The organism is Eubacterium oxidoreducens, assembly GCF_900104415.1.
GTDB classification, from domain to species: domain Bacteria; phylum Bacillota; class Clostridia; order Lachnospirales; family Lachnospiraceae; genus Eubacterium_C; species Eubacterium_C oxidoreducens.
The window spans coordinates 1-19,002 of record NZ_FMXR01000011.1; the positions used below are offsets into that span (position 1 = coordinate 1).

The 19,002-nt window shown below is 40.3% G+C and carries 15 protein-coding genes, 1 tRNA gene and 1 pseudogene; 12 read left to right on the top strand and 5 right to left on the bottom strand.

All coding sequences use genetic code 11. The features are described from left to right. Positions 1–238, top strand: a pseudogene (locus BLS20_RS07765) (group II intron reverse transcriptase/maturase); the annotation flags it as partial. 462 nt (positions 239–700) lie between these two features. Here the strand turns inward: BLS20_RS07765 and BLS20_RS07770 are convergent. Then, positions 701–1,579, bottom strand: a complete 879-nt coding sequence (locus tag BLS20_RS07770) for a hypothetical protein (protein ID WP_090173811.1) — start codon at positions 1,577–1,579, stop codon at positions 701–703. 242 nt (positions 1,580–1,821) lie between these two features. Between BLS20_RS07770 and BLS20_RS07775 the strand changes: the two genes are divergently transcribed. From BLS20_RS07775 to BLS20_RS07785, 3 genes are all read left to right on the top strand, one after another. Continuing rightward, complete coding sequence (locus BLS20_RS07775; protein ID WP_090173812.1) at positions 1,822–2,397, top strand: HD domain-containing protein; 576 nt, start codon at positions 1,822–1,824, stop codon at positions 2,395–2,397. 232 nt (positions 2,398–2,629) lie between these two features. Next, positions 2,630–3,769 carry an exonuclease SbcCD subunit D gene (locus tag BLS20_RS07780; protein WP_090173813.1) on the top strand — a complete coding sequence of 380 codons (1,140 nt, stop codon included), beginning with the start codon at positions 2,630–2,632 and terminating at the stop codon, positions 3,767–3,769. A 2-nt stretch (positions 3,770–3,771) separates the two neighbouring features. Next, the gene (locus BLS20_RS07785; protein ID WP_090173814.1) at positions 3,772–6,540 is read left to right on the top strand and encodes an AAA family ATPase; all 2,769 of its coding nucleotides are present in this window, start codon (positions 3,772–3,774) and stop codon (positions 6,538–6,540) included. Between the two features lie 75 nt (positions 6,541–6,615). Here BLS20_RS07785 and BLS20_RS07790 read toward each other — a convergent pair whose 3' ends face one another. The 3 genes from BLS20_RS07790 to BLS20_RS07800 are packed head-to-tail and all read right to left on the bottom strand — an operon-like array spanning position 6,616 to position 10,365. Beyond that, positions 6,616–7,797, bottom strand: a complete 1,182-nt coding sequence (locus BLS20_RS07790) for an ABC transporter permease (RefSeq protein ID WP_090173815.1) — start codon at positions 7,795–7,797, stop codon at positions 6,616–6,618. Beyond that, positions 7,794–8,480 (bottom strand): ABC transporter ATP-binding protein, encoded by a 687-nt coding sequence (locus BLS20_RS07795; RefSeq protein WP_278286160.1) that lies wholly within the window; start codon positions 8,478–8,480, stop codon positions 7,794–7,796. The genes BLS20_RS07790 and BLS20_RS07795 overlap by 4 nt, the downstream gene beginning before the upstream one ends. After that, positions 8,470–10,365, bottom strand: coding sequence for a permuted SH3 domain-containing protein (locus tag BLS20_RS07800; RefSeq protein ID WP_090173816.1), 1,896 nt, complete (start codon positions 10,363–10,365; stop codon positions 8,470–8,472). Before BLS20_RS07800 ends, BLS20_RS07795 begins: the two co-directional genes overlap by 11 nt. Positions 10,366–10,564: 199 nt before the next feature. On the opposite strand from BLS20_RS07800, the gene BLS20_RS07805 reads away from it, so the two are divergent. The 4 genes from BLS20_RS07805 to BLS20_RS07820 are packed head-to-tail and all read left to right on the top strand — an operon-like array spanning position 10,565 to position 14,735. After that, positions 10,565–11,137: a hypothetical protein gene (locus tag BLS20_RS07805; RefSeq protein ID WP_176762338.1), complete on the top strand. Its 573-nt coding sequence runs from the start codon at positions 10,565–10,567 to the stop codon at positions 11,135–11,137. A 2-nt stretch (positions 11,138–11,139) separates the two neighbouring features. Then, positions 11,140–11,892, top strand: coding sequence for a class I SAM-dependent DNA methyltransferase (locus tag BLS20_RS07810; protein WP_090173818.1), 753 nt, complete (start codon positions 11,140–11,142; stop codon positions 11,890–11,892). Beyond that, positions 11,893–12,762: an Hsp33 family molecular chaperone HslO gene (gene hslO / locus BLS20_RS07815; protein WP_090173819.1), complete on the top strand. Its 870-nt coding sequence runs from the start codon at positions 11,893–11,895 to the stop codon at positions 12,760–12,762. It begins immediately after the preceding gene. Next, positions 12,759–14,735, top strand: a complete 1,977-nt coding sequence (locus BLS20_RS07820; RefSeq protein WP_090173820.1) for an NAD(+) synthase — start codon at positions 12,759–12,761, stop codon at positions 14,733–14,735. The genes hslO and BLS20_RS07820 overlap by 4 nt, the downstream gene beginning before the upstream one ends. A 71-nt stretch (positions 14,736–14,806) precedes the next feature. Here the strand turns inward: BLS20_RS07820 and BLS20_RS07825 are convergent, their stop codons facing one another. Beyond that, the gene (locus BLS20_RS07825; protein WP_090173821.1) at positions 14,807–16,141 is read right to left on the bottom strand and encodes an MATE family efflux transporter; all 1,335 of its coding nucleotides are present in this window, start codon (positions 16,139–16,141) and stop codon (positions 14,807–14,809) included. A 118-nt stretch (positions 16,142–16,259) separates the two neighbouring features. Here BLS20_RS07825 and BLS20_RS07830 point away from each other — a divergent pair. The 4 genes from BLS20_RS07830 (at position 16,260) to BLS20_RS07845 (ending at position 18,942) form a co-directional block, all read left to right on the top strand. Further along, positions 16,260–16,343: transfer RNA gene (locus tag BLS20_RS07830), tRNA-Leu, on the top strand. Between the two features lie 209 nt (positions 16,344–16,552). After that, on the top strand, positions 16,553–16,762 hold the full coding sequence (locus BLS20_RS07835; RefSeq protein ID WP_090173822.1) for a hypothetical protein: 210 nt from the start codon (positions 16,553–16,555) through the stop codon (positions 16,760–16,762). Between the two features lie 196 nt (positions 16,763–16,958). Next, on the top strand, positions 16,959–18,473 hold the full coding sequence (locus tag BLS20_RS07840; RefSeq protein WP_090173823.1) for a Y-family DNA polymerase: 1,515 nt from the start codon (positions 16,959–16,961) through the stop codon (positions 18,471–18,473). Positions 18,474–18,477: 4 nt separating this feature from the next. Next, a complete protein-coding gene (locus BLS20_RS07845; RefSeq protein ID WP_207645155.1) occupies positions 18,478–18,942 on the top strand; it encodes a YolD-like family protein in 465 nt (154 codons plus the stop codon). The last annotated feature ends 60 nt before the right edge of the window (positions 18,943–19,002 follow it).

Consider the following 19,002-nt stretch of genomic DNA (forward strand, 5'->3'; position numbering starts at 1 on the left):
TCACAGAATACGTATGTGTATATGGAAACAATGGAAGAAGCCCAAGACAAAGGTGCGAAATCTGATTAAGATGGGTGTGCCTAAGGACTTGGCACATATGGCTGGCAACAGTCGGCGTGGATATTGGTTTACCACACATACAGTCGCAGTCAACATGGCGATGACAAAAGATAGACTGATAAACAGTGGCTTCTATGATTTAGCCACAGCCTATCAGTCTGTGCACGTCAACTATTGAAAACGCCGTATACCGAACGGTACGTACGGTGTTATGAGAGGACGGGAGCTAGTCACTCCCTCCTACTCGATTCATAGATAAGAAGGAAGTGACAGAATATTCTGAATATATAAAAATGCAAAGTAAATTATCTATAAGAGTTGACAAAAAGCGAAAAAAGAATTATTATATAGTCAAGAAAAAGATATAGACAGACTAATGAACAGGAGGTACGGTCCGATGGGATAGTATACTGAACCTTAGGAAATCTCTTTAGGAAGAGTTTATCATAGATGAAACTATCAATTAAGGAGAAGCCTTAGAACAAAATTTTAAAGAAATGGAGGTACGGTCCAAAGAACAATTAAGTAATACCATCATAATCTAAGAAAGGCATAGGTGTAGACAATGAAATTACTGGAAATTCATTAAGAACCCGGTCGAAGGGATAGAAACAATCGGCCGGGTTCTTAATTTGTGTATTTATTCAGTTGTACTTATGGTAGTATCTGCTGTAACTGTGGATGAGGAAGAATCGGACGTTGTTGCTTTTATGGCAAAAATGCCGAAGATAATGACTGCAATAATGACAATTAAAATGGCTAATTTGCCGGCCTTTCCAAGAACCACTTCCTCTTTATCAGAGGCATCATGATTGTCTATATTCTTGATATAGGTAATCATATTAAGATCCTGGCGCTGTTTTAAAGCGCCGCTTTTATTTTTCGGATAGCGTATAGTCGAAATGGTTTCTTCGAGAACGCCGCAGACGTCTTTTCCGTCTTTTGTAAGCGTATGGATATCATAATTCATCAATCGAAGAGCTTCGATTCTTTGCATACCATCGCGGCTTAGAGCAGCTTCAACAAAGAAAGATACAATCATATCATCTGTTAAGTCTTCTTTTTTGATCTTTTTAGTTAGTTGCAACATTTTATAAGATCCGATTACCAGTTTTTTGTAATTGTCTTTTGCCTGGCTTTTGGAAATCATGGAAGTGATGATGGAAAAACATTCTACCTGGCAGGCAATTTCAAATAATGCACAGCAACTTTCATCCGTTGACAAATCAAGATTCTTTGAATGCTTATCAAGAACTTCAAAAACAAATCTACGGTTGTTAATGTTGTTATAATCGACACTGAAAATTTCCGTCGGAAGAGGCGAAACCTCTTTTGTTAAATAATCGATGATATCGTGATCGCGAAGGAGCAAAAGGTCCTTGTATATGCTGATTAAATCGTTCTCTTGCACATCTTTTAAGATGCCATCTTGTAAAAATTGAAGAACCTTAGCGCGATTCTTTTTGGAAAGATGTTCGTAAAATTCATGCATTGATAAATTGTTTTTGTTTGTACTCATAAGTTAAATACTCCTTCACTACTATAGTCTTATTCCACGATTCTATTATGCGAAAGGAATGTGTATATCATCTATAGAGAATGTGAAAAAAATATGATATTTTTATGAGGGAACATAAATTTGAAGGCGCGTTACTTGCGAAATAAGGATACAAATATGTATAATGATAGATAAGAATGCAGGAAAACCATTTGTGAGAATTTAGTAAGAGTGGAGTTAAAATAGGGAAGAATGTGAGATTCATGGATACGAAAAAATTGGCACAAGCGACAACATTTGCCATTATGGCACATGAAGGGGATTATCGTAAGGGGACGAAAATTCCATATGCAGCACATCCGATTGAAACCGGATTAATTACAATGTCACTTACAGAAGATGAGGATGTTATCGTTGCTGCATTTCTTCATGATGTAGTCGAAGATACGGAATATACAATTGCAGATATTGAAAAACGCTTTGGAAAGAGAGTGGCGCAGTTGGTTGCAAGTGAAAGTGAAGATAAGATGCGCCATATGAGTGCCTCGCAGTCATGGAATCTTCGAAAACAGGCAACCATTGATCATTTAAAAGAAGCGACAAAGGAAGAGAAAATCATCTGTTTGGCAGATAAATTGTCGAATATCAGGCAATCGGTAAAAAGCTATGAACAAAAAGGCGACGCGATGTGGGAGGTCTTTAATCAGCGGGATATCGCACGACAGGAATGGTATTACCGGTCGATTGGAGATGCATTGTCGGAATTTGCCGAGACGAGCGCTTATAGGGAGTATATAAAAGCGGTTGATTATGTATTTGGAAATAATAAAAAAAATTAGAAGAAGAGGACAATTGGAAGAGACCCCTCAAAAGTTAGACTAAAATCTAACGCTTGCAAGGTCGTTACAAATGTCCTCTTCTTTTTGAAATAATACGGATTATCGGGATGAAAATAGGGTACAATTTAACTCAGACAAAGAAAAATACCCCTTTGATTGAAAAATTTAGCGCAACGAAATCATTGTGATTTGAGAAAATCTGTTGCAATGAGTTTTGCAGAAAGGAGCACACATGCGTTTTATTCATTTGTCAGACTTGCATATAGGAAAAAGAGGGAATGAGTTTTCTATGCTTGAAGAACAAAAATATATACTCATCGAGATTTTGAATATCGTAAAAGAACAAAAAGCGGACGCCGTATTGATTGCCGGAGATGTTTATGATAAGCCAACTCCCGGGGAGGATGCGGTTAAATTATTTGATTATTTTCTGACAAGGCTTGCACAAAACCGGATTGCAACTTATATAATCAGCGGAAATCATGATTCGGCGGTGAAACTTTCTTTTGCATCCGAATTGATAAAAGAATCCAATATTTATATAGCGCCTGCTTATGATGGAAATGCGCAATGCTTTACCTTAGGAGAAAAAGATGCTCCGATTAACTTGTATTTATTACCATTTATTAAACCAATTGTGATGCGCCATCTGTTTCCTGAAAGAGCAGAAGAAATTAAGGATTATACTGATGCCTGCCGACTTGCGATTGAAATGATGCAGGTGGATGAGCATGCTTGTAATGTTTTAGTGGCTCACCAATTTGTTACCGGAGCTTGGCGTTCAGAGTCGGAGGAAATCAGCGTAGGAGGAATTGATAATATAGATGCATCTGTATTTGAACCATTTGATTATGTGGCACTTGGACATATTCATGGTCCACAGCAGGTAGGACGCGCCTCAATCCGCTATTGCGGAACTCCGCTAAAGTATTCTTTTTCGGAAGTGAATCATAAAAAATCCGTTACTTTAGTTGAAATCATACCGGGGAAAGAACCAAAGATTGATGAAATCTTACTGTCTCCAAAACATGATATGCGTGAAATAAAAGGGACATTTGAACAGCTCATGATGAAGGAAAATTATGAAGGTACCTCAACGCAGGACTATATTCATGCCATATTGACAGATGAGGATGAGGTACCGAATGCGTTGGCAAAATTACGCGTGATTTATCCGAATATTATGAAATTGACGTATGATAACAACCGGACGAGAGAAAACAAAATTATGAAAGATACTGTTGATGTGGAGCATAAAAGTGAGCTCGAATTGTTTGAAGAATTTTTTGCAATGCAAAACAATATTCCGATGAGTGATAAGCAACGAGAACTAGCGAGAGAATTAATCGAAAAACTTGGAAAGGAAGTGTAGGAATGAGACCATTGTATCTTGAAATATCGGCATTTGGACCATATGCGGGAAAAGAACAGATTGAGATGGACAAGCTTGGAGAACATGGTCTTTATCTGATAACCGGGGAGACGGGCGCCGGTAAAACGACCATATTTGATGCTATTTGTTTTGCATTGTTTGGATCGGCCAGTGGAACGAATCGAGATTCGGGAATGCTGTGTTCTAAATATGCGAAAGCAGATATGCCCACAGAAGTTATGCTTAGGTTTTTACATAAAGGAAAAGAATATACCATTCATCGTAATCCGGAATATATGAGAAAGAAGCAGAGGGGGGACGGATTTACCAAACAAAAAGCAGATGCAGATTTGGAAAGAGAGGATGGGACGTTTATTACCGGTTATTCGGAAGTGACCGGTGCAGTGGTAGAACTTTTGGGAGTGACAAAAGAACAGTTCTTGCAGATTTCTATGTTAGCGCAAGGGGATTTTATGAAATTGCTTCTTGCAGATACCAAAGAACGTCATACAATCTTTCGAAACCTGTTTCATACAGAAAAGTATGATCGTTTGCAAAAACTTTTAAAAGAAGAAAAAAGTGTTTGTGAGCAGGCATGTAAGGATGCGCAAAAGAGTGTTGGACAATATATCAGGGGGATTCAATGCGAGGCGGATGATGTTCTTGGAATTGAAGTGGATAAAGCCATAAACGGCGAGCTTTTGACGGAAGATGTGTTAGAAGTAGTCGAGCAATTATTAGAAAAAGATCTGGCAAGAAAAGATCAATTAGAAGAAGTAATCAAAAAAACAGATAAAAAGTTTAATCAGATCAATGAGGACCTTGGCGCGGCACGGGAAATAGAAAAGACAAAGCAATTGTTAAGTGAGACAAAAGAGCGTCTGTTAAAGCTGCATCCAATTGAAAAACAAAAAAAAGAAGCCCTTGAAAAGGCAGAGAATAACCTGAAAGAAAAGGAAGTGTGCAATCAAAAAATAGCGCAGATACAGACACAATTACCGGAATATGAGACATATGAACAGATTGAAAAAAGCCTTGATGTGTGGAAGAGGGAACTAAAAAAAGCAAAATTGGATATAGAAAGGATGAATGCTGAGGCAGAAAAAAAAGAAAAATGCTGCGCCGCATATAAAGACGAATTAAACCAATTGCAAAATGCAGGAGAGAATAAAGCAAAACTGGAACGTGAGCAAGACCGTGTACGGATGATGGTAGAAAATCTTGAGGAAATCAAAGAGAAAATAAAAAGCTTAAAGCAGCAGCGACAAGTATATGAACAAGCACAAGAAGCATACCGAATCGTCAGAGAGCAATACCGGAGTATTAGAGAAGAATGTGAGCAAATGGAACAGGCTTATCGAGATGGACAGGCCGGCATATTGGCGGCGACCTTGCAAGAAGGAAGTCCTTGTCCGGTGTGTGGGTCTGTGTCACATCCTCATCTGGCACAGCTTACACAGGTTGTTCCAACACAGGAGGAACTAAAGAAATGTAAAGCTGCAGCGGAGGAAATGCGCAAGAAGGCAGATGAGACCAGTACAAAAGCCGGAGAACAAAGTATGTTGGTACAAGCTATGCAACAACAGATTTGTGAAGCTGCCAAAAAAGTATCGGTGGACGAGCAAGAAGAGCATCTAGAAGAAATCATCGATGCTAAGCTCAAAGAGGAAAAGACGGCGGGCGAATTAGCGAAAAAAAAGTGTGAGCAGGAGCTTATCAGAATACAACGAAGGGATGAGATAAGCGCTTTGATTCCGAATCTTGAACAAGAAAGGGAGCAGCTAAAGCGTGAAGTTGTAGCACTGCAAGATACCATAACACAGCAAAAGACGCGGATAGAATCTGCAGAAAATCAACAAGCAACGATTAAGGAAAAATTGACGTTCTCAGGTGGCTTGGAGGCTGCTGCAGAAATTCAAAAGCTACAAAACCGGGCACAGCTTATACAAAAAGAATATGAGCAGGCGTCTAAAGCGGTGCAAGAGATATCCGAGCAGATCTTTAAATTAACCGGAAGTATGGAAAATTGCCAGATGACGCTAAAACATGCCAAAACCTTTGATATAAAGAACTTAGAACTTGCACACAGTCAGATTCAGGAAGAAAAAAGAATGCAGACAGAAGAGATTACCAAGGTGCAAAGTCGTTTGGATGCCAATGAACGCGGACATCGGGATATTGAACAGACAGCTAAAAAGATTGCAGAACTTGAAAAGAAATTTGCCTGGGTTTCTACTTTGTCGGATACAGCTAATGGTATGTTATCGAAAAAAGCAAAGATTATGCTGGAAACTTATATTCAAGGGACATATTTTGAAAGAATTATTCAAAGAGCTAATCTGCGTCTTCTTAAGATGACAGATGGGCAGTATGAACTGATAAGAGAAAAAGAATCGCTAAATAACAAAAGTCAGACAGGTCTTGAATTATCTGTTAAGGATTATTATAACGGTTCACAAAGAAGTGTGAAGTCGTTATCCGGTGGAGAGCAGTTTATGGCATCACTTTCGTTGGCACTTGGATTATCCGATGAAGTAACAGCATCAGTTGGTGGAATTGAGCTCGATACAATGTTTGTAGATGAGGGCTTTGGTTCCTTAGATACCGATAAGACTCTGCCGCGCGCATATGAAGCACTTATGGGACTTACAGAAGGCAATAAGCTGGTTGGAATCATTTCTCATGTGACAGATTTAAAATCGAAAATCGATCATCAGATTGTGGTAACAAAAGATCGGTCAGATGGAAGTTATGTGAAATTAATCGTATAACCTAGGTGAGTAGAGAGCAAATAAGGATGTTGCACTAGATGATTGATATCAAAATCTGGTGCAACATCCTTTTTTTTAACCAATATAGCGCAATGCTTCGATTGGATTTTTCTTTGATGCTTTATGGGCAGGATACAATCCGAAGATAATACCAATGGCGAGAGAGAAGAGGATGGCAATCCAGACAACTCCCATGGATAAGGTAAAATTCAAATCGTAATCACTGGCAAATATGGCTGCAATCTTTAAGGTAATCCAAGAAAGTCCGATTCCGATTGCGCAACCCACAAGACTTACAACAAGTGATTCAATTAAGAATTGAAGCATGATGACACCTTTGCAGGCTCCAATTGCTTTTCGGATACCAATCTCTCTGGTACGTTCGGTAACGGATACCAACATGATGTTCATGATTCCGATACCGCCGACCAAAAGTGAGATGCCGGCAATACCACCAAGAAGCAACGTCAGCATACCTGTGACACTTTCCATGGTTTCCGCAATTTCTGTTGAAGAGGTTACAGAATAATAATCGGAATCGCCAAAACGTTCTAGCAGATAAGAATCCAGATAAGCTTCTGCAGCATCCATAGAATCTTCATCCGCAGCAGATACAACAAAGCTTGAAATATCAGTTGATACGCTGTCGGAAGTACGAATTAAGGTGGTGTATGGAATATAGGCTTCATAAGTGGAAGAAGATGACGAAGAGGAATCGTCTTCTTCTAAGATTCCAACAATAGTATAAGTGTAACCATTTAAACTGATGGTTTCACCAAGGCAGTTTGCGTAACCGATAATATCGGTTGCGACATCCTGACTGATAATAATAATGTTGGAATGATTTTCCACATCAACTGTTTTTATAAAACGGCCGGTAGAAAGCGTCACATCCATGATGTCATCGTAATCAGCTGTGGTACCATAGACGTTAACGGTTTCACTGGTGGAATCGTTTTCGGCAGTAAGCGAGGTCTGGGTGACAGCTGCTATCCCGGAGATATTTTCATTGGCTTCGATTTCTTCTAAATCAGCAAGCTTTAAAGGATTGCCATCATCATCTGAGATGGAAACGGAAAGCATGTCAGTTCCCATACTGGAAATCTGGTTAGATACCGAGTCGGTTGTTCCGCTTGCCATAGAAACCAATACAACCAGTGACATGACACCGATGATAATTCCAAGCATGGTCAAAAAAGAACGCATCTTATTGGAAAGAACTGCTTTTAAAGCCATCTTAAAAGACTGAATAATCATCGAGAAACCTCCTTTACGTGACCGTCTTTGATACGAATAATACGAGATGCTTGAACAGCAACTTCTTCGTCATGAGTAATTAATACAATTGTATGACCGGCGTCATGAAGCTCGTGAAAGAGCTTCATGATTTCTTCGCCGGTGGCAGAATCCAGATTACCGGTTGGTTCATCGGCAAGAAACAAGGATGGCTTTGTTGCAATGGCTCGTGCAATTGCAACACGTTGCTGCTGACCACCGGATAACTCGGTTGGTTTGTGGTCTTTACGTTTTCCAAGTTGAACGCGAACCAATGCCTGATCCACGAGAGCCTGTCTTTGCGCTTTTGGAACTTTTTGGTAAATCAAAGGTAATTCCACATTTTCTTCTGCAGTCAGATTCCCAATCAAATTAAAATTTTGAAAGATAAATCCAATCTGTTTATTTCGAATACGAGCAAGGTCGTTTTCAGAATAGGATTCAATTGGCTGTCCGTTCAGGTAGTAATGTCCTTCATCGGCAATATCGAGGCAACCGATAATGTTCATCATGGTGGATTTACCACTACCGGATGGTCCTATGATACTTACAAATTCACCTTCTTTGATACAAAGGCTGGCATGGTCAAGTGCGCGAACTTCAGTGTCACCGATGGTATAAACTTTTGAAACATCGTCAAGACGAATGATATCTTTAGTTTCCACTCGGAGCACCTCCTCCGCTGTTACCGCCCATTTTACCGCCGCCGCTTGAATCCATGCTAGGCATATCACCGCTGTTTTGGCCCATGCCGCCCATGCCGCCCATGGTCTTCTCGCTGGATTCTTCGGAATCAGAAGTAGAAGCTTCGGTATAATATACGGTATCGCCTTCTTCAAGTCCGCTTTGAATCTCTACATTGCTTCCGTCAGAAAGACCGGTAGTAACTTCTGTCTTTCCGGATAAATTGCCTTCATCATCCACCTCTGTATATACGTATGTTCCATCCTGGTCTTCTTGAAGTGCGCTGACCGGAATGGTAAGAACGTCGGCAGCTTCTTCGATGTTAATTGTGGCAGAAGCACTCATGCCGGCAAGCATTCCGTCTGCACGATCCACGGTGATTTCACAGGTATATTTAGCATTTCCCTCGCTGCTTGAAGATGCGGAATGAGAAACAGAGGTAATGGTTCCTGAGAATTCTTCATCTTCTAACGCATCCAACGTGATGGTTGCAGTCTGGCCTTCTTCTACGGAATTAATATCTAATTCGTCAACATCCACTGAGATTGTTACTTCGTCAGAAGAAGCAATTGTAAATGAGGAAGTTGTAGAAACTGTATACTCATCAGAACTGTCACTCGAACTAGAACTTGAAGAGGAAGAACTACTTGATGATCCTGATGAGGAAGAAGAACTTCCGCCTGCTGATGTAGAACCGCCTGAGCTTGAAGCTGTAGAGCTTTGGCTGGAAACAGATCCACTAGTGCTGCTTGATTGGCTGCTTGATTGGTTGGAAGAGCTAGAAGCAGAACTGTTAGAGGAAGAAGAACTAGAACTTTCTGTAGCAGAAAAGACTGCTTTAATTCTTAATTTATTTCCTTCTGTGTCGGCTGTTCCAATAATCTTAGGTGTATCAGAGGAAATCGTTGCACCGGCGATGGTGACAGCATATTCATCCGCATCGGTAAACGCGTAACCGTCTTTTGCTGTTAAGGTGATAGTTGCGGTATAAACAGTTCCGGCCTGGAAGGCTCCGCTACAATCCCATGAAATAGTTGCGGTATAAGCATCTGTTTCACTGATGGATGATTGTGGTGTGGCACCTGTAGTAGGAGCTGTCACGGAGATGGAATTGATGTCATCATCTGAAATTGTTGTGACTGAGTTATTACTTGTTGTTTGTGCAGATGTTGTAGAAACTGCGGTAGAAAGAGTAATCACACTTGCACTATCGGATGTACTTGCGGTATTCGTTGCTGTTTCACCTGTTCCTTCTGATGATTCACTTGAGGAATCAGAATCAGTAGAAATATTTATGGTATCGATTACGCCGGCACTTGTAGCATAGATTGCGCCTTTTTTACGAATTTTTTTCAGCTGTTTTTGCAGAGTTTCAAGGTCAGATAAATCATTTTCATACACAAGATACTGAAGATAAACATCAGAACTTGTGTCGGAAAAGTCATCATCATCTTCTAAATCGTCCATTTCGTCTTCGAGGTCATCAATCAGTTCGTTGACTTCTAGTAAAGCACTGATGACAGAGGATTCGTCAACAGTCGCAAGTTTTTGTCCTTCTTCAACGGTATCGCCTTCGCTGACAAGAATTTCTGTGACCGTAACACTATCCGGAACTTCGACATCTACTGTGCCGGTGGATGAGATCGTGCCGGATCCTTCAATTGTCGTGCTGACGGTGCCTGTGGTAACATCAGCAGAAAGCGTCTGTACTTCGGTAGCCATTGCATTTTTTGATGAGAAAGTTCTCAAAAAGATTGTGCTGACTACAATTGCAGCGACTACAACTGCTAAGATAATCTTAAATCTTTTCGTTTTAAAGAGTTGGATTATAATACTTCCAATCTTTGTAAATATTCTTCGCGACATTTTTTCATTCCTCCTAAATATGTGTCGTGTTATAATAGGACATTATTTTTATGTTAAGAAAATCATAATTCTTATATGTGAATGTAAAATGTTAGCAATGTGAAAAGTATGTGAGTATAAAATTGTGATTCATTGCAAACTGTGATACAATTTTTTCATGTTTGAGCTATTGTATAAAACAAAAAAACATTATAAAAAAATGATGATACCACCCTTGGTTTATATCGTATTAATGGTTATTGTGATTGTGGTGACATCGCTACAACCATATGGAAAAGCCAAAACGGTTGAGGATTATGAATCTTTGTGCGAACAATTAAAGTCGGGGAATGAGGTGGAATTGACTGTTTCGAATGTTGCTTATTTGGGATATAAGGAGCAGCTCTTAGGAAAAACTATTGCGTATTATTATATAGGAGAGTTTGAGGATAAGCACATCATATTCACAATCAGTCAGTCAGAGTATGACAAGATGAAAGAAAGTGCTGAAAGTTATACGCTAAAAGCCACGGTTCGAATCCATACCGGTCGACTCAGCCGGGTGGAGCTGGCGGTAATCGATGATTTGGGCTGGACAGAGGAAGGTATGCGAGATCAGGTGGTGCAGGTTCTGTTTGAAGATGTAGAGGTGATGCATAAGATTGCGGTTGTGATATTTTGGTTTCTTATGATTACCATTATCATTGCTGTTTTTGGAATGCTGATGCAAAGTAGATATTTGAAACAACCGGAGAAGTCGCCGTATTATAAAAAACACATGAAGGAGTGCTAGAAATGGCAAGTTATGAAGCATTTGCACAAGTGTATGATTTGTTTATGGATAATATTCCATACGAAACATGGTGTGACAATCTGCTGGGCTTTTTGCAGGAAGCGGGAATTAAGGAAGGTCTGGTTGTCGATCTTGGATGTGGCACCGGTGTGATGACACGGATGCTTGAGTTGGCCGGTTATGATATGATAGGAATCGACCTTTCACAAGACATGCTCTGGGAGGCCAGGCAGCATCAGATAGAAGAAGGCAGCAATATATTATATCTGCAGCAGGATATGCGGGAATTTGAATTATATGGAACGGTTCGAGCAATTATATGTATTTGCGACAGTATTAATTACATATTGAAAGAAGAAGAACTTGTCAAAGTCTTTTCGCTTGTGAATAATTACCTTGATCCGCAGGGGCTGTTTGTATTTGATTTTAATACGGTATATAAATACGAACAGATTGGAGAGGAAGTAATCTGTGAAAATCGAAAAGAGGGTAGTTTCATCTGGGAAAACTATTATGATGTCGATACACAGATTAATGAGTATGATCTCACACTCTATATTGGAAGCGAGCATGAGGGGCTTTATGAGCGTTATGAAGAAAATCACAGGCAGCGTGGTTATACGTTGGAAAACATGAAGGAATGTCTTGAAAAAGCCGGTATGGTATATGCGGCTTCTTATGATGCAGATACTATGAAAGAAGTGACAAAATACAGTCAGCGAATATATGTGCTGGCTTATGAGAAAGGAAAATAGATGGAAGATTATATTGTGAGAGCAACGGCTGCGAATCATCAGATTCGAGCTTTTGCAATTTATTCAAAAAATATGGTAGAAGAGGCGAGAAAACGCCATAATACAAGTCCCGTTGCAACTGCTGCAATGGGACGCCTTATGAGCGCGGGAGCCATGATGGGAATTATGATGAAGGGGCAGGATGATTTGCTTACACTTCATGCAAAAGGAATCGGACCTATGAAAGGCGTTACGGTCAGTGCAAATCCGAAAGGTGATGTCAAGGCTTATGTGGATGTGCCGGGAGTAATTGTGCCGGCGAAAAATGGAAAGCTTGATGTAGGCGGCGCTTTAGGAGAAGGTTATCTGGTAGTGATTCGTGATTTAGGATTAAAAGAGCCATATACGGGACGTGTGCAGTTGCAGACAGGAGAAATCGGTGATGATCTTGCCTATTATTTTGCAGTATCCGAACAGACGCCTTCATCGGTAGGTCTGGGCGTGCTGATGGATAAGACCAATCATGTCAGACAGGCAGGTGGATTTATTATTCAGCTGATGCCGGACACACAAGAGGAAACGATTGATAAATTAGAGCAAAAATTATCGCAGGTGACTTCGGTTACAAAATTGCTGGAAAATGGAAATACTCCGGAACAGATTCTTGAAATTTTGCTTGGGGATTTGGGACTGGAGATAGAAGAAAAAGTTTCAACCGGATTTGTCTGCAATTGCAGTCATGATAAAGTGGAAAAGGTATTGGTATCCTTATCTAAGGATGACTTACAGGAAATGATTGACGATGGTGAACCGATTGAAGTAAAATGCCATTTTTGCAATACGGCATATACATTTTCTGTTCAGGAATTAAAGGAGATAATAAAGCGTTGAAACAAGGATTTATAAAGGTCGCTGCTTTAACACCAAAGGTAAAAGTTGCCGATCCACAATATAACAAACAAGTAATTATAGAAGAAATAAAAAAAGCGGCTTCTAAAAATGCCAAGATTATAGTATTTCCGGAACTATGTATTACCGGGTATTCCTGTTCGGATCTGTTTCTTCAGCAGATTTTGCTAGAAGAGTCTGTTCAGGCACTTTTGGAGATTGCCAAATTTACCGAGGTGGTAGATGCGCTTGTGTTTGTGGGATTGCCGGTTGCGGTTGATGGAAATCTTTATAATGTCGCAGCTGTGCTTAGCAAGGGAACCGTAATGGCACTTGTGCCTAAGACGAATATTCCGACTTATAATGAGTTTTATGAAGGAAGATATTTTGCGTCAGCGCCGAAAAATGTTGTGCCGGCAAGATTGACACAAGAGCTGGTTGTGCCGATGGGAACGGATATTTTGTTTCAATGTGCCAAGATGCCGGAGGTGAAGATTGCAGCTGAACTTTGTGAAGATTTGTGGGTGCCGAATCCGCCAAGTATTCGTCATGCGATGGCAGGAGCAAATATTATTGTAAACCTGTCTGCAAGTAATGAGATTACAGGAAAAGATGGATATCGATTAGATCTTGTAAAGGGACAGTCCGGACGATTGATTTGTGGCTATGTCTATGCAAGCGCGGGCGAAGGAGAGTCAACGCAGGATGTGGTCTACAGCGGCCATAATATTATTGCGGAAAATGGACGTATTTTGGCAGAGTCAAAGCGATTTGCCAATGAGCCGGTCTATTCAGAATTTGATGTTCAGCTGTTAAATGAAAACAGACGACGTATGAATACATTTGCCGTTTGTCATGAAGGGTATATGGGTATTCCATTCCAATTGGATGTGTGCGAGACTACGCTTAGCAGATTTATTGATCCGGCACCATTTGTGCCATCAAAGGAAGAACTTAGGACAAAACGATGCGAGGAAATTTTGAATATTCAATCCTATGGCCTAAAGAAAAGAATTGAGCATACAAATGCGAAAACAGCGGTAATCGGGATTAGCGGAGGACTTGATTCTACGCTGGCATTCCTTGTAACGGTAAAGGCATTTGATTTGCTTGGCAAAGACCATAAGGATATCATTGCGGTTACCATGCCGGGGTTTGGGACAACCGATCGCACTTATGACAATGCTTGTACACTGATTAGACGATTTGGAGCTACGCTTCAGGAAATTAATATTAAGAACGCGGTTCGAGTTCATTTTGACGACATTGGACATGACGAAAGTATTCATGATGTGACTTATGAAAATGCACAGGCACGTCAAAGGACGTTGCTGCTTATGGATATTGCCAACCAAAAGGGCGGTATGGTGATAGGAACCGGGGATTTGTCGGAACTGGCACTTGGATGGGCGACCTATAATGGCGATCATATGTCGATGTATGGAGTTAATGCATCGGTACCAAAGACACTTGTACGACATTTAGTTTCTTATTATGCGGAGATGTTGGACGATAAAGAACTGCAAACCGTGCTACTAGATGTGCTAGACACACCGGTTTCACCGGAATTGTTGCCGCCTGAAGATGGAAAGATTTCACAAAAAACCGAAGATCTTGTCGGACCATATGAACTGCATGATTTCTTCTTGTATCAGATGCTTAGATGCGGATATTCACCAAAGAAAATCTTTCGCCTTGCAAGAATTGCTTTTGATGGACAATATGAAAAAGAGGAAATTGCAAAATGGCTACAGACATTTATTCGTCGCTTCTTTGCACAACAGTTTAAGCGTTCTTGCCTGCCGGATGGTCCTAAGGTTGGTAGCGTTGCGGTGTCTCCAAGAGGTGACCTTAGAATGCCATCCGATGCTTCCTATAATATCTGGAGAAATGAGGCGGAACATCTCCTTGAAGAGGAAAAAGAAGAAAGTGTGTTAGATTTTTTTGATAAGAACTGGACACAATTTTTTAACTAAAAAGAAGGCGTTTGCCAATTGAGGTAAAGTCTGCCAGGTATAGTCGTAGCCTCGGAATGAGGAGGCGCCGGTTAATTGGATTGTTTGTTTTCGCGCAATGTTTTGACGAAATAAAATAGTCTGATGGCAACGCCGCTTCCCCAGCCGAATGGAGCCGCAATCCAGATTCCGGTATAAGAAAAGAACGTGTATTTGGAGAGAAAAAAAGCAATTGGAACTTGTACAATAAGCAGGGAAACGATGGTGGAAATCATTGGCATAAATGGCTTTTCGTAGCCAAGTAAAAATCCATTTAAAATCTGCATTGCCGTTTCGACAAAGTAGAAGGTGCTGACGATGCGGATATATCCGGCACCGATTGCAATAACATCTTCATTTGCGGAAAAAAAGCTCATGATTTGTGGGGCAAGCGGGATTACGATACAACTGATGGCAATGGTAATGCACCATCCCATAATAAGGCCTGAGAAAAAACCTAGACGAGTTCTTTTGAGCTGCTTGGCTCCGCGATTTTGTGCGGTAAAGTTAGAAAGAGCTTGTCCGAGATTTAGATTTGGTAACAAGGCAAAGGAATCAATTTTTTGTGTTGCGGTATAAGCGGCCATAACACTGCTCCCAAAACTGTTTACCATGCCTTGCAAAGAAAGAAAGCCAATGCTTCTTAGAAGCTGTTGAATCATAGAAGGAATACCGATTTTGAGCGCGTTTTTTAATAAAGCACTGTCTAATGTGAGATGTCTAATCCGGATGTGAAAGTCCGGATAATTTTTTTGTATGGAAAGTAATACTCCAATAAAGCAAAAAAGCTGTGACAAAAGTGTTGCAATCGCAGCACCGGCAATGCCAAGGGATAAGACTTTTACAAATAGCAGATCTAGTGCAATATTCAGCAAAGAAGCAAAAGCAAGATAGTAGACCGGCCGCTTAGAATCACCAAGTCCGCGTAGAATGTTGGTCAGCGTATTGTATAAGAAAATCGGGACGCTTCCGGCAAAAAGAATGCGCAGATAGGTTGTGGACATGGAAATGGTATCGGATGGAACAAAGAAGATGCGAACTAAAAGGGGACTAATGCATATTCCGATGATGGTAACGCAAATAGAAAGTATAAGAGAAAACAAAAAGCCGGTATCGATCATGCTTCGAATATGCGAGGTGGTTTTTTCGCCAAAAAAGCGTGAAATCAGAATGCTGATTCCAAGTGTAAGCCCCATCGAAAGTGCAATCAAAATCAGGTGGAATTGAAAACAAAAACCAACAGCGGCAAGAGCCTGCGTTCCGAGAAAATTGCCAACAATAATACTATCAGCGATGTTGTAGCATTGCTGGAAGAGGTTGCCAATCAAAATAGGAAGGGCAAAGAAAAATAAAGTTTTTGGTACGCTTTTTGTTGTTAAATCATACATGATAATTTTATTATAAGATTTTAGTTTGGCAGCAGCAATGGTTTGAGAGAAATTCTATCATAAATTTATAAAATCGGCTTGACTATTGTATTTAAAACTAGTAGAATATCTTTTGTTCGCAGGAGTGGCGGAATTGGCAGACGCGCAGGCTTCAGGTGCCTGTGGTAGCAATATCGTGTGGGTTCAAGTCCCATCTCCTGCATTTTGAAGACAGGCTTGTATAGCCTGTTTTTTTTTGTTTCATAGGAAATTGCTCTGCATTTCCTATTAAACAAGTAAGACTGATGTAACGTGTAAAAAACACGAAGAAATTAAAAAAAACAAATTTTTATTCGCGAAATAATAAAAAATATGATATAATCCTTTTAAATAGATTTTGAACGGGAGAAAACAAAAGAAAGGAGCTGAACGATGAGTATTAATGTCCTGGAAGATGGCGCAATAAAATCATGTGATGAAAACAATGTTACAACCACTTTTCGATTACGCGATGAGTGCAAGATCAGTACGCAGCTCGGAAGAAGATACGATGGTAAAGTTACGAAAGTAAAGGAAACATCATTGGTGATTAATGGGCGTGTTCTTTTGTTTTCAGACATCAAGACGCTTGAGCTGGCTTGAAAGAAGGATTAATATCAGAGTTTAGAAGAAGCGAGTGATCGCTTCTTTTTTTGTGGAAGCTTTGATGGTTGCATTGTATAAAAAGAGAAAGACATCGCAAGTAAAAAGAGGCTGGAGCACTTGCATAAGAGGGAAAATCGCATTAACATAAAAATAGATAAATAGATGCATGAAGCGTAGAAAGGGGGAGCTTCCGATGAAAAAGCGACGGATAAGGCAATATATTTGCATAGATCTCAAATCTTTTTATGCCTCGGTAGAGTGTAGACAGCGGGGGCTTGATCCGCTGACAACAAATCTTGTGGTAGCGGATGCGAATCGTACGGAAAAGACGATCTGTTTGGCGGTAACACCATCCTTAAAAGCTTTTGGAATTCCTGGAAGAGCCCGATTGTTTGAAGTGGTACAAAAGGTAGGCAGGGTGAATGCAGAAAGGCTGCGCTTATTGCGAGGAAAAACATTTACAAAAGAATCGTTTGATGCTAAGGAAATAGCGAAAGATCCGTCTGTGAAATTATCTTATATAACAGCACCGCCGCAGATGGCTCTGTATATGAAATACAGCACGGATATTTATAAGATTTATTTGCGTTATATAGCACCGGAGGACATTCATGTGTATTCGGTTGACGAGGTGTTTATAGATGCGACGGAGTATTTAAACACCTATAAGATGACGGCGCATGAACTTGCAAGAAAAATGATAGAAGAGGTGCTAGAGCTTACCGGAATTACGGCAACGGCAGGGATAGGAACAAATCTGTATCTTGCAAAGATTGCAATGGATATCGTGGCAAAGCATATCCCGGCAGATGAACGTGGAGTGCGAATTGCACAGCTTGATGAGATGAGTTATCGAAAACAATTATGGACGCATCGACCATTAACGGATTTTTGGAGGGTTGGACCTGGGTACGCCACGAAGTTAGAGCGTCATGGAATGTTTACAATGGGAGATGTTGCAAGATGCTCGGTGGAAAATGAAGATATTTTATATGATTTATTTGGAGTAAATGCTCAGCTGTTAATTGATCATGCATGGGGATATGAGCCGTGTAGGATAAAGGAAATAAAAGCCTACAAGCCGAAGAATAATTCGCTAGGTACCGGACAGGTGCTGCAAGAACCATATGTATATGAAAAAGGGAAACTAATCGCATGGGAAATGACAGACTTGTTGGTGTTAGAACTTGTAGATAAACAGTTAGTAACAGACCAAATGGTTCTTAGCGTTGGATATGATGTGGAGAATCTTAAGCGCGAAGATATTCGTAAACGATACAAAGGAGAAGTTACGGAAGATGGATATGGCAGACAAGTGCCAAAGCAGGCGCATGGAAGCATCAATCTTCCAAGGTATACAGCATCCACAAAATTGATTATCGATGCGGTAATGGAGCTATATGAGCAAATTGTGAATCCGGATTTGCTTGTGCGGAGAATAACGATTACAGCAAATCATGTGATAAAGGAATCTGAAAATGCAGTGCAAGACTCCTTTGAACAATTAGATTTCTTTACGGATTATGAAGCGCTTGAAGAAAAAAATGAACGAGAAAAACGTTTTTTTGAGAGAGAAAAAAAGGCACAAAAGGCAATTTTGGAAATTCAAAAAAAATACGGTAAGAATGCAATCTTGAAGGGGACTAATCTTGAACAAGGAGCAATGACGAAAGAAAGAAACAATCAAATCGGAGGACATAAAGCTTAATAAGATGGCAGATAAGAAAAAAAGAGGTGCATCCCTTGAAGAGCTAAGACAGGCGCAGACAGAAGTGGAAGTAAAATATGGTGACATTTTAAACCTACCCCATCCGATTTCAACGAAGCATCGGCAGATGACAATGGAGGAAAGAGCTGCGCAGTTTTCACCATTTGCAGCGTTGAGCGGATATGAAGATGCGGTAAATGAGACGGGGCGGTTGACACAAGAAAGAGTTCTGCTTGATGAAGACAGGAAAGAAGAGATTAATAAGCGGCTTAATCTTCTGGTGGAACAAGTGTCGATGCATCCTAAGGTCAAAATCCGGGTATTTGAGGAAGATGAGAAAAAACCGGGAGGCAATTACCGGGTGATCGCAGGTGAGGTAGAGAAAATAAAATTATATGAACGCCGGATTGTGATGCGGGACGGTTCGTTGATAAAAATAGATGATATCTATGGGATTGACGATGAATAAGACAAGAGCTTTGTTTTTTCGTAGCTTGTTTTATTTGTTTTAAATAGGAAATGTGATACA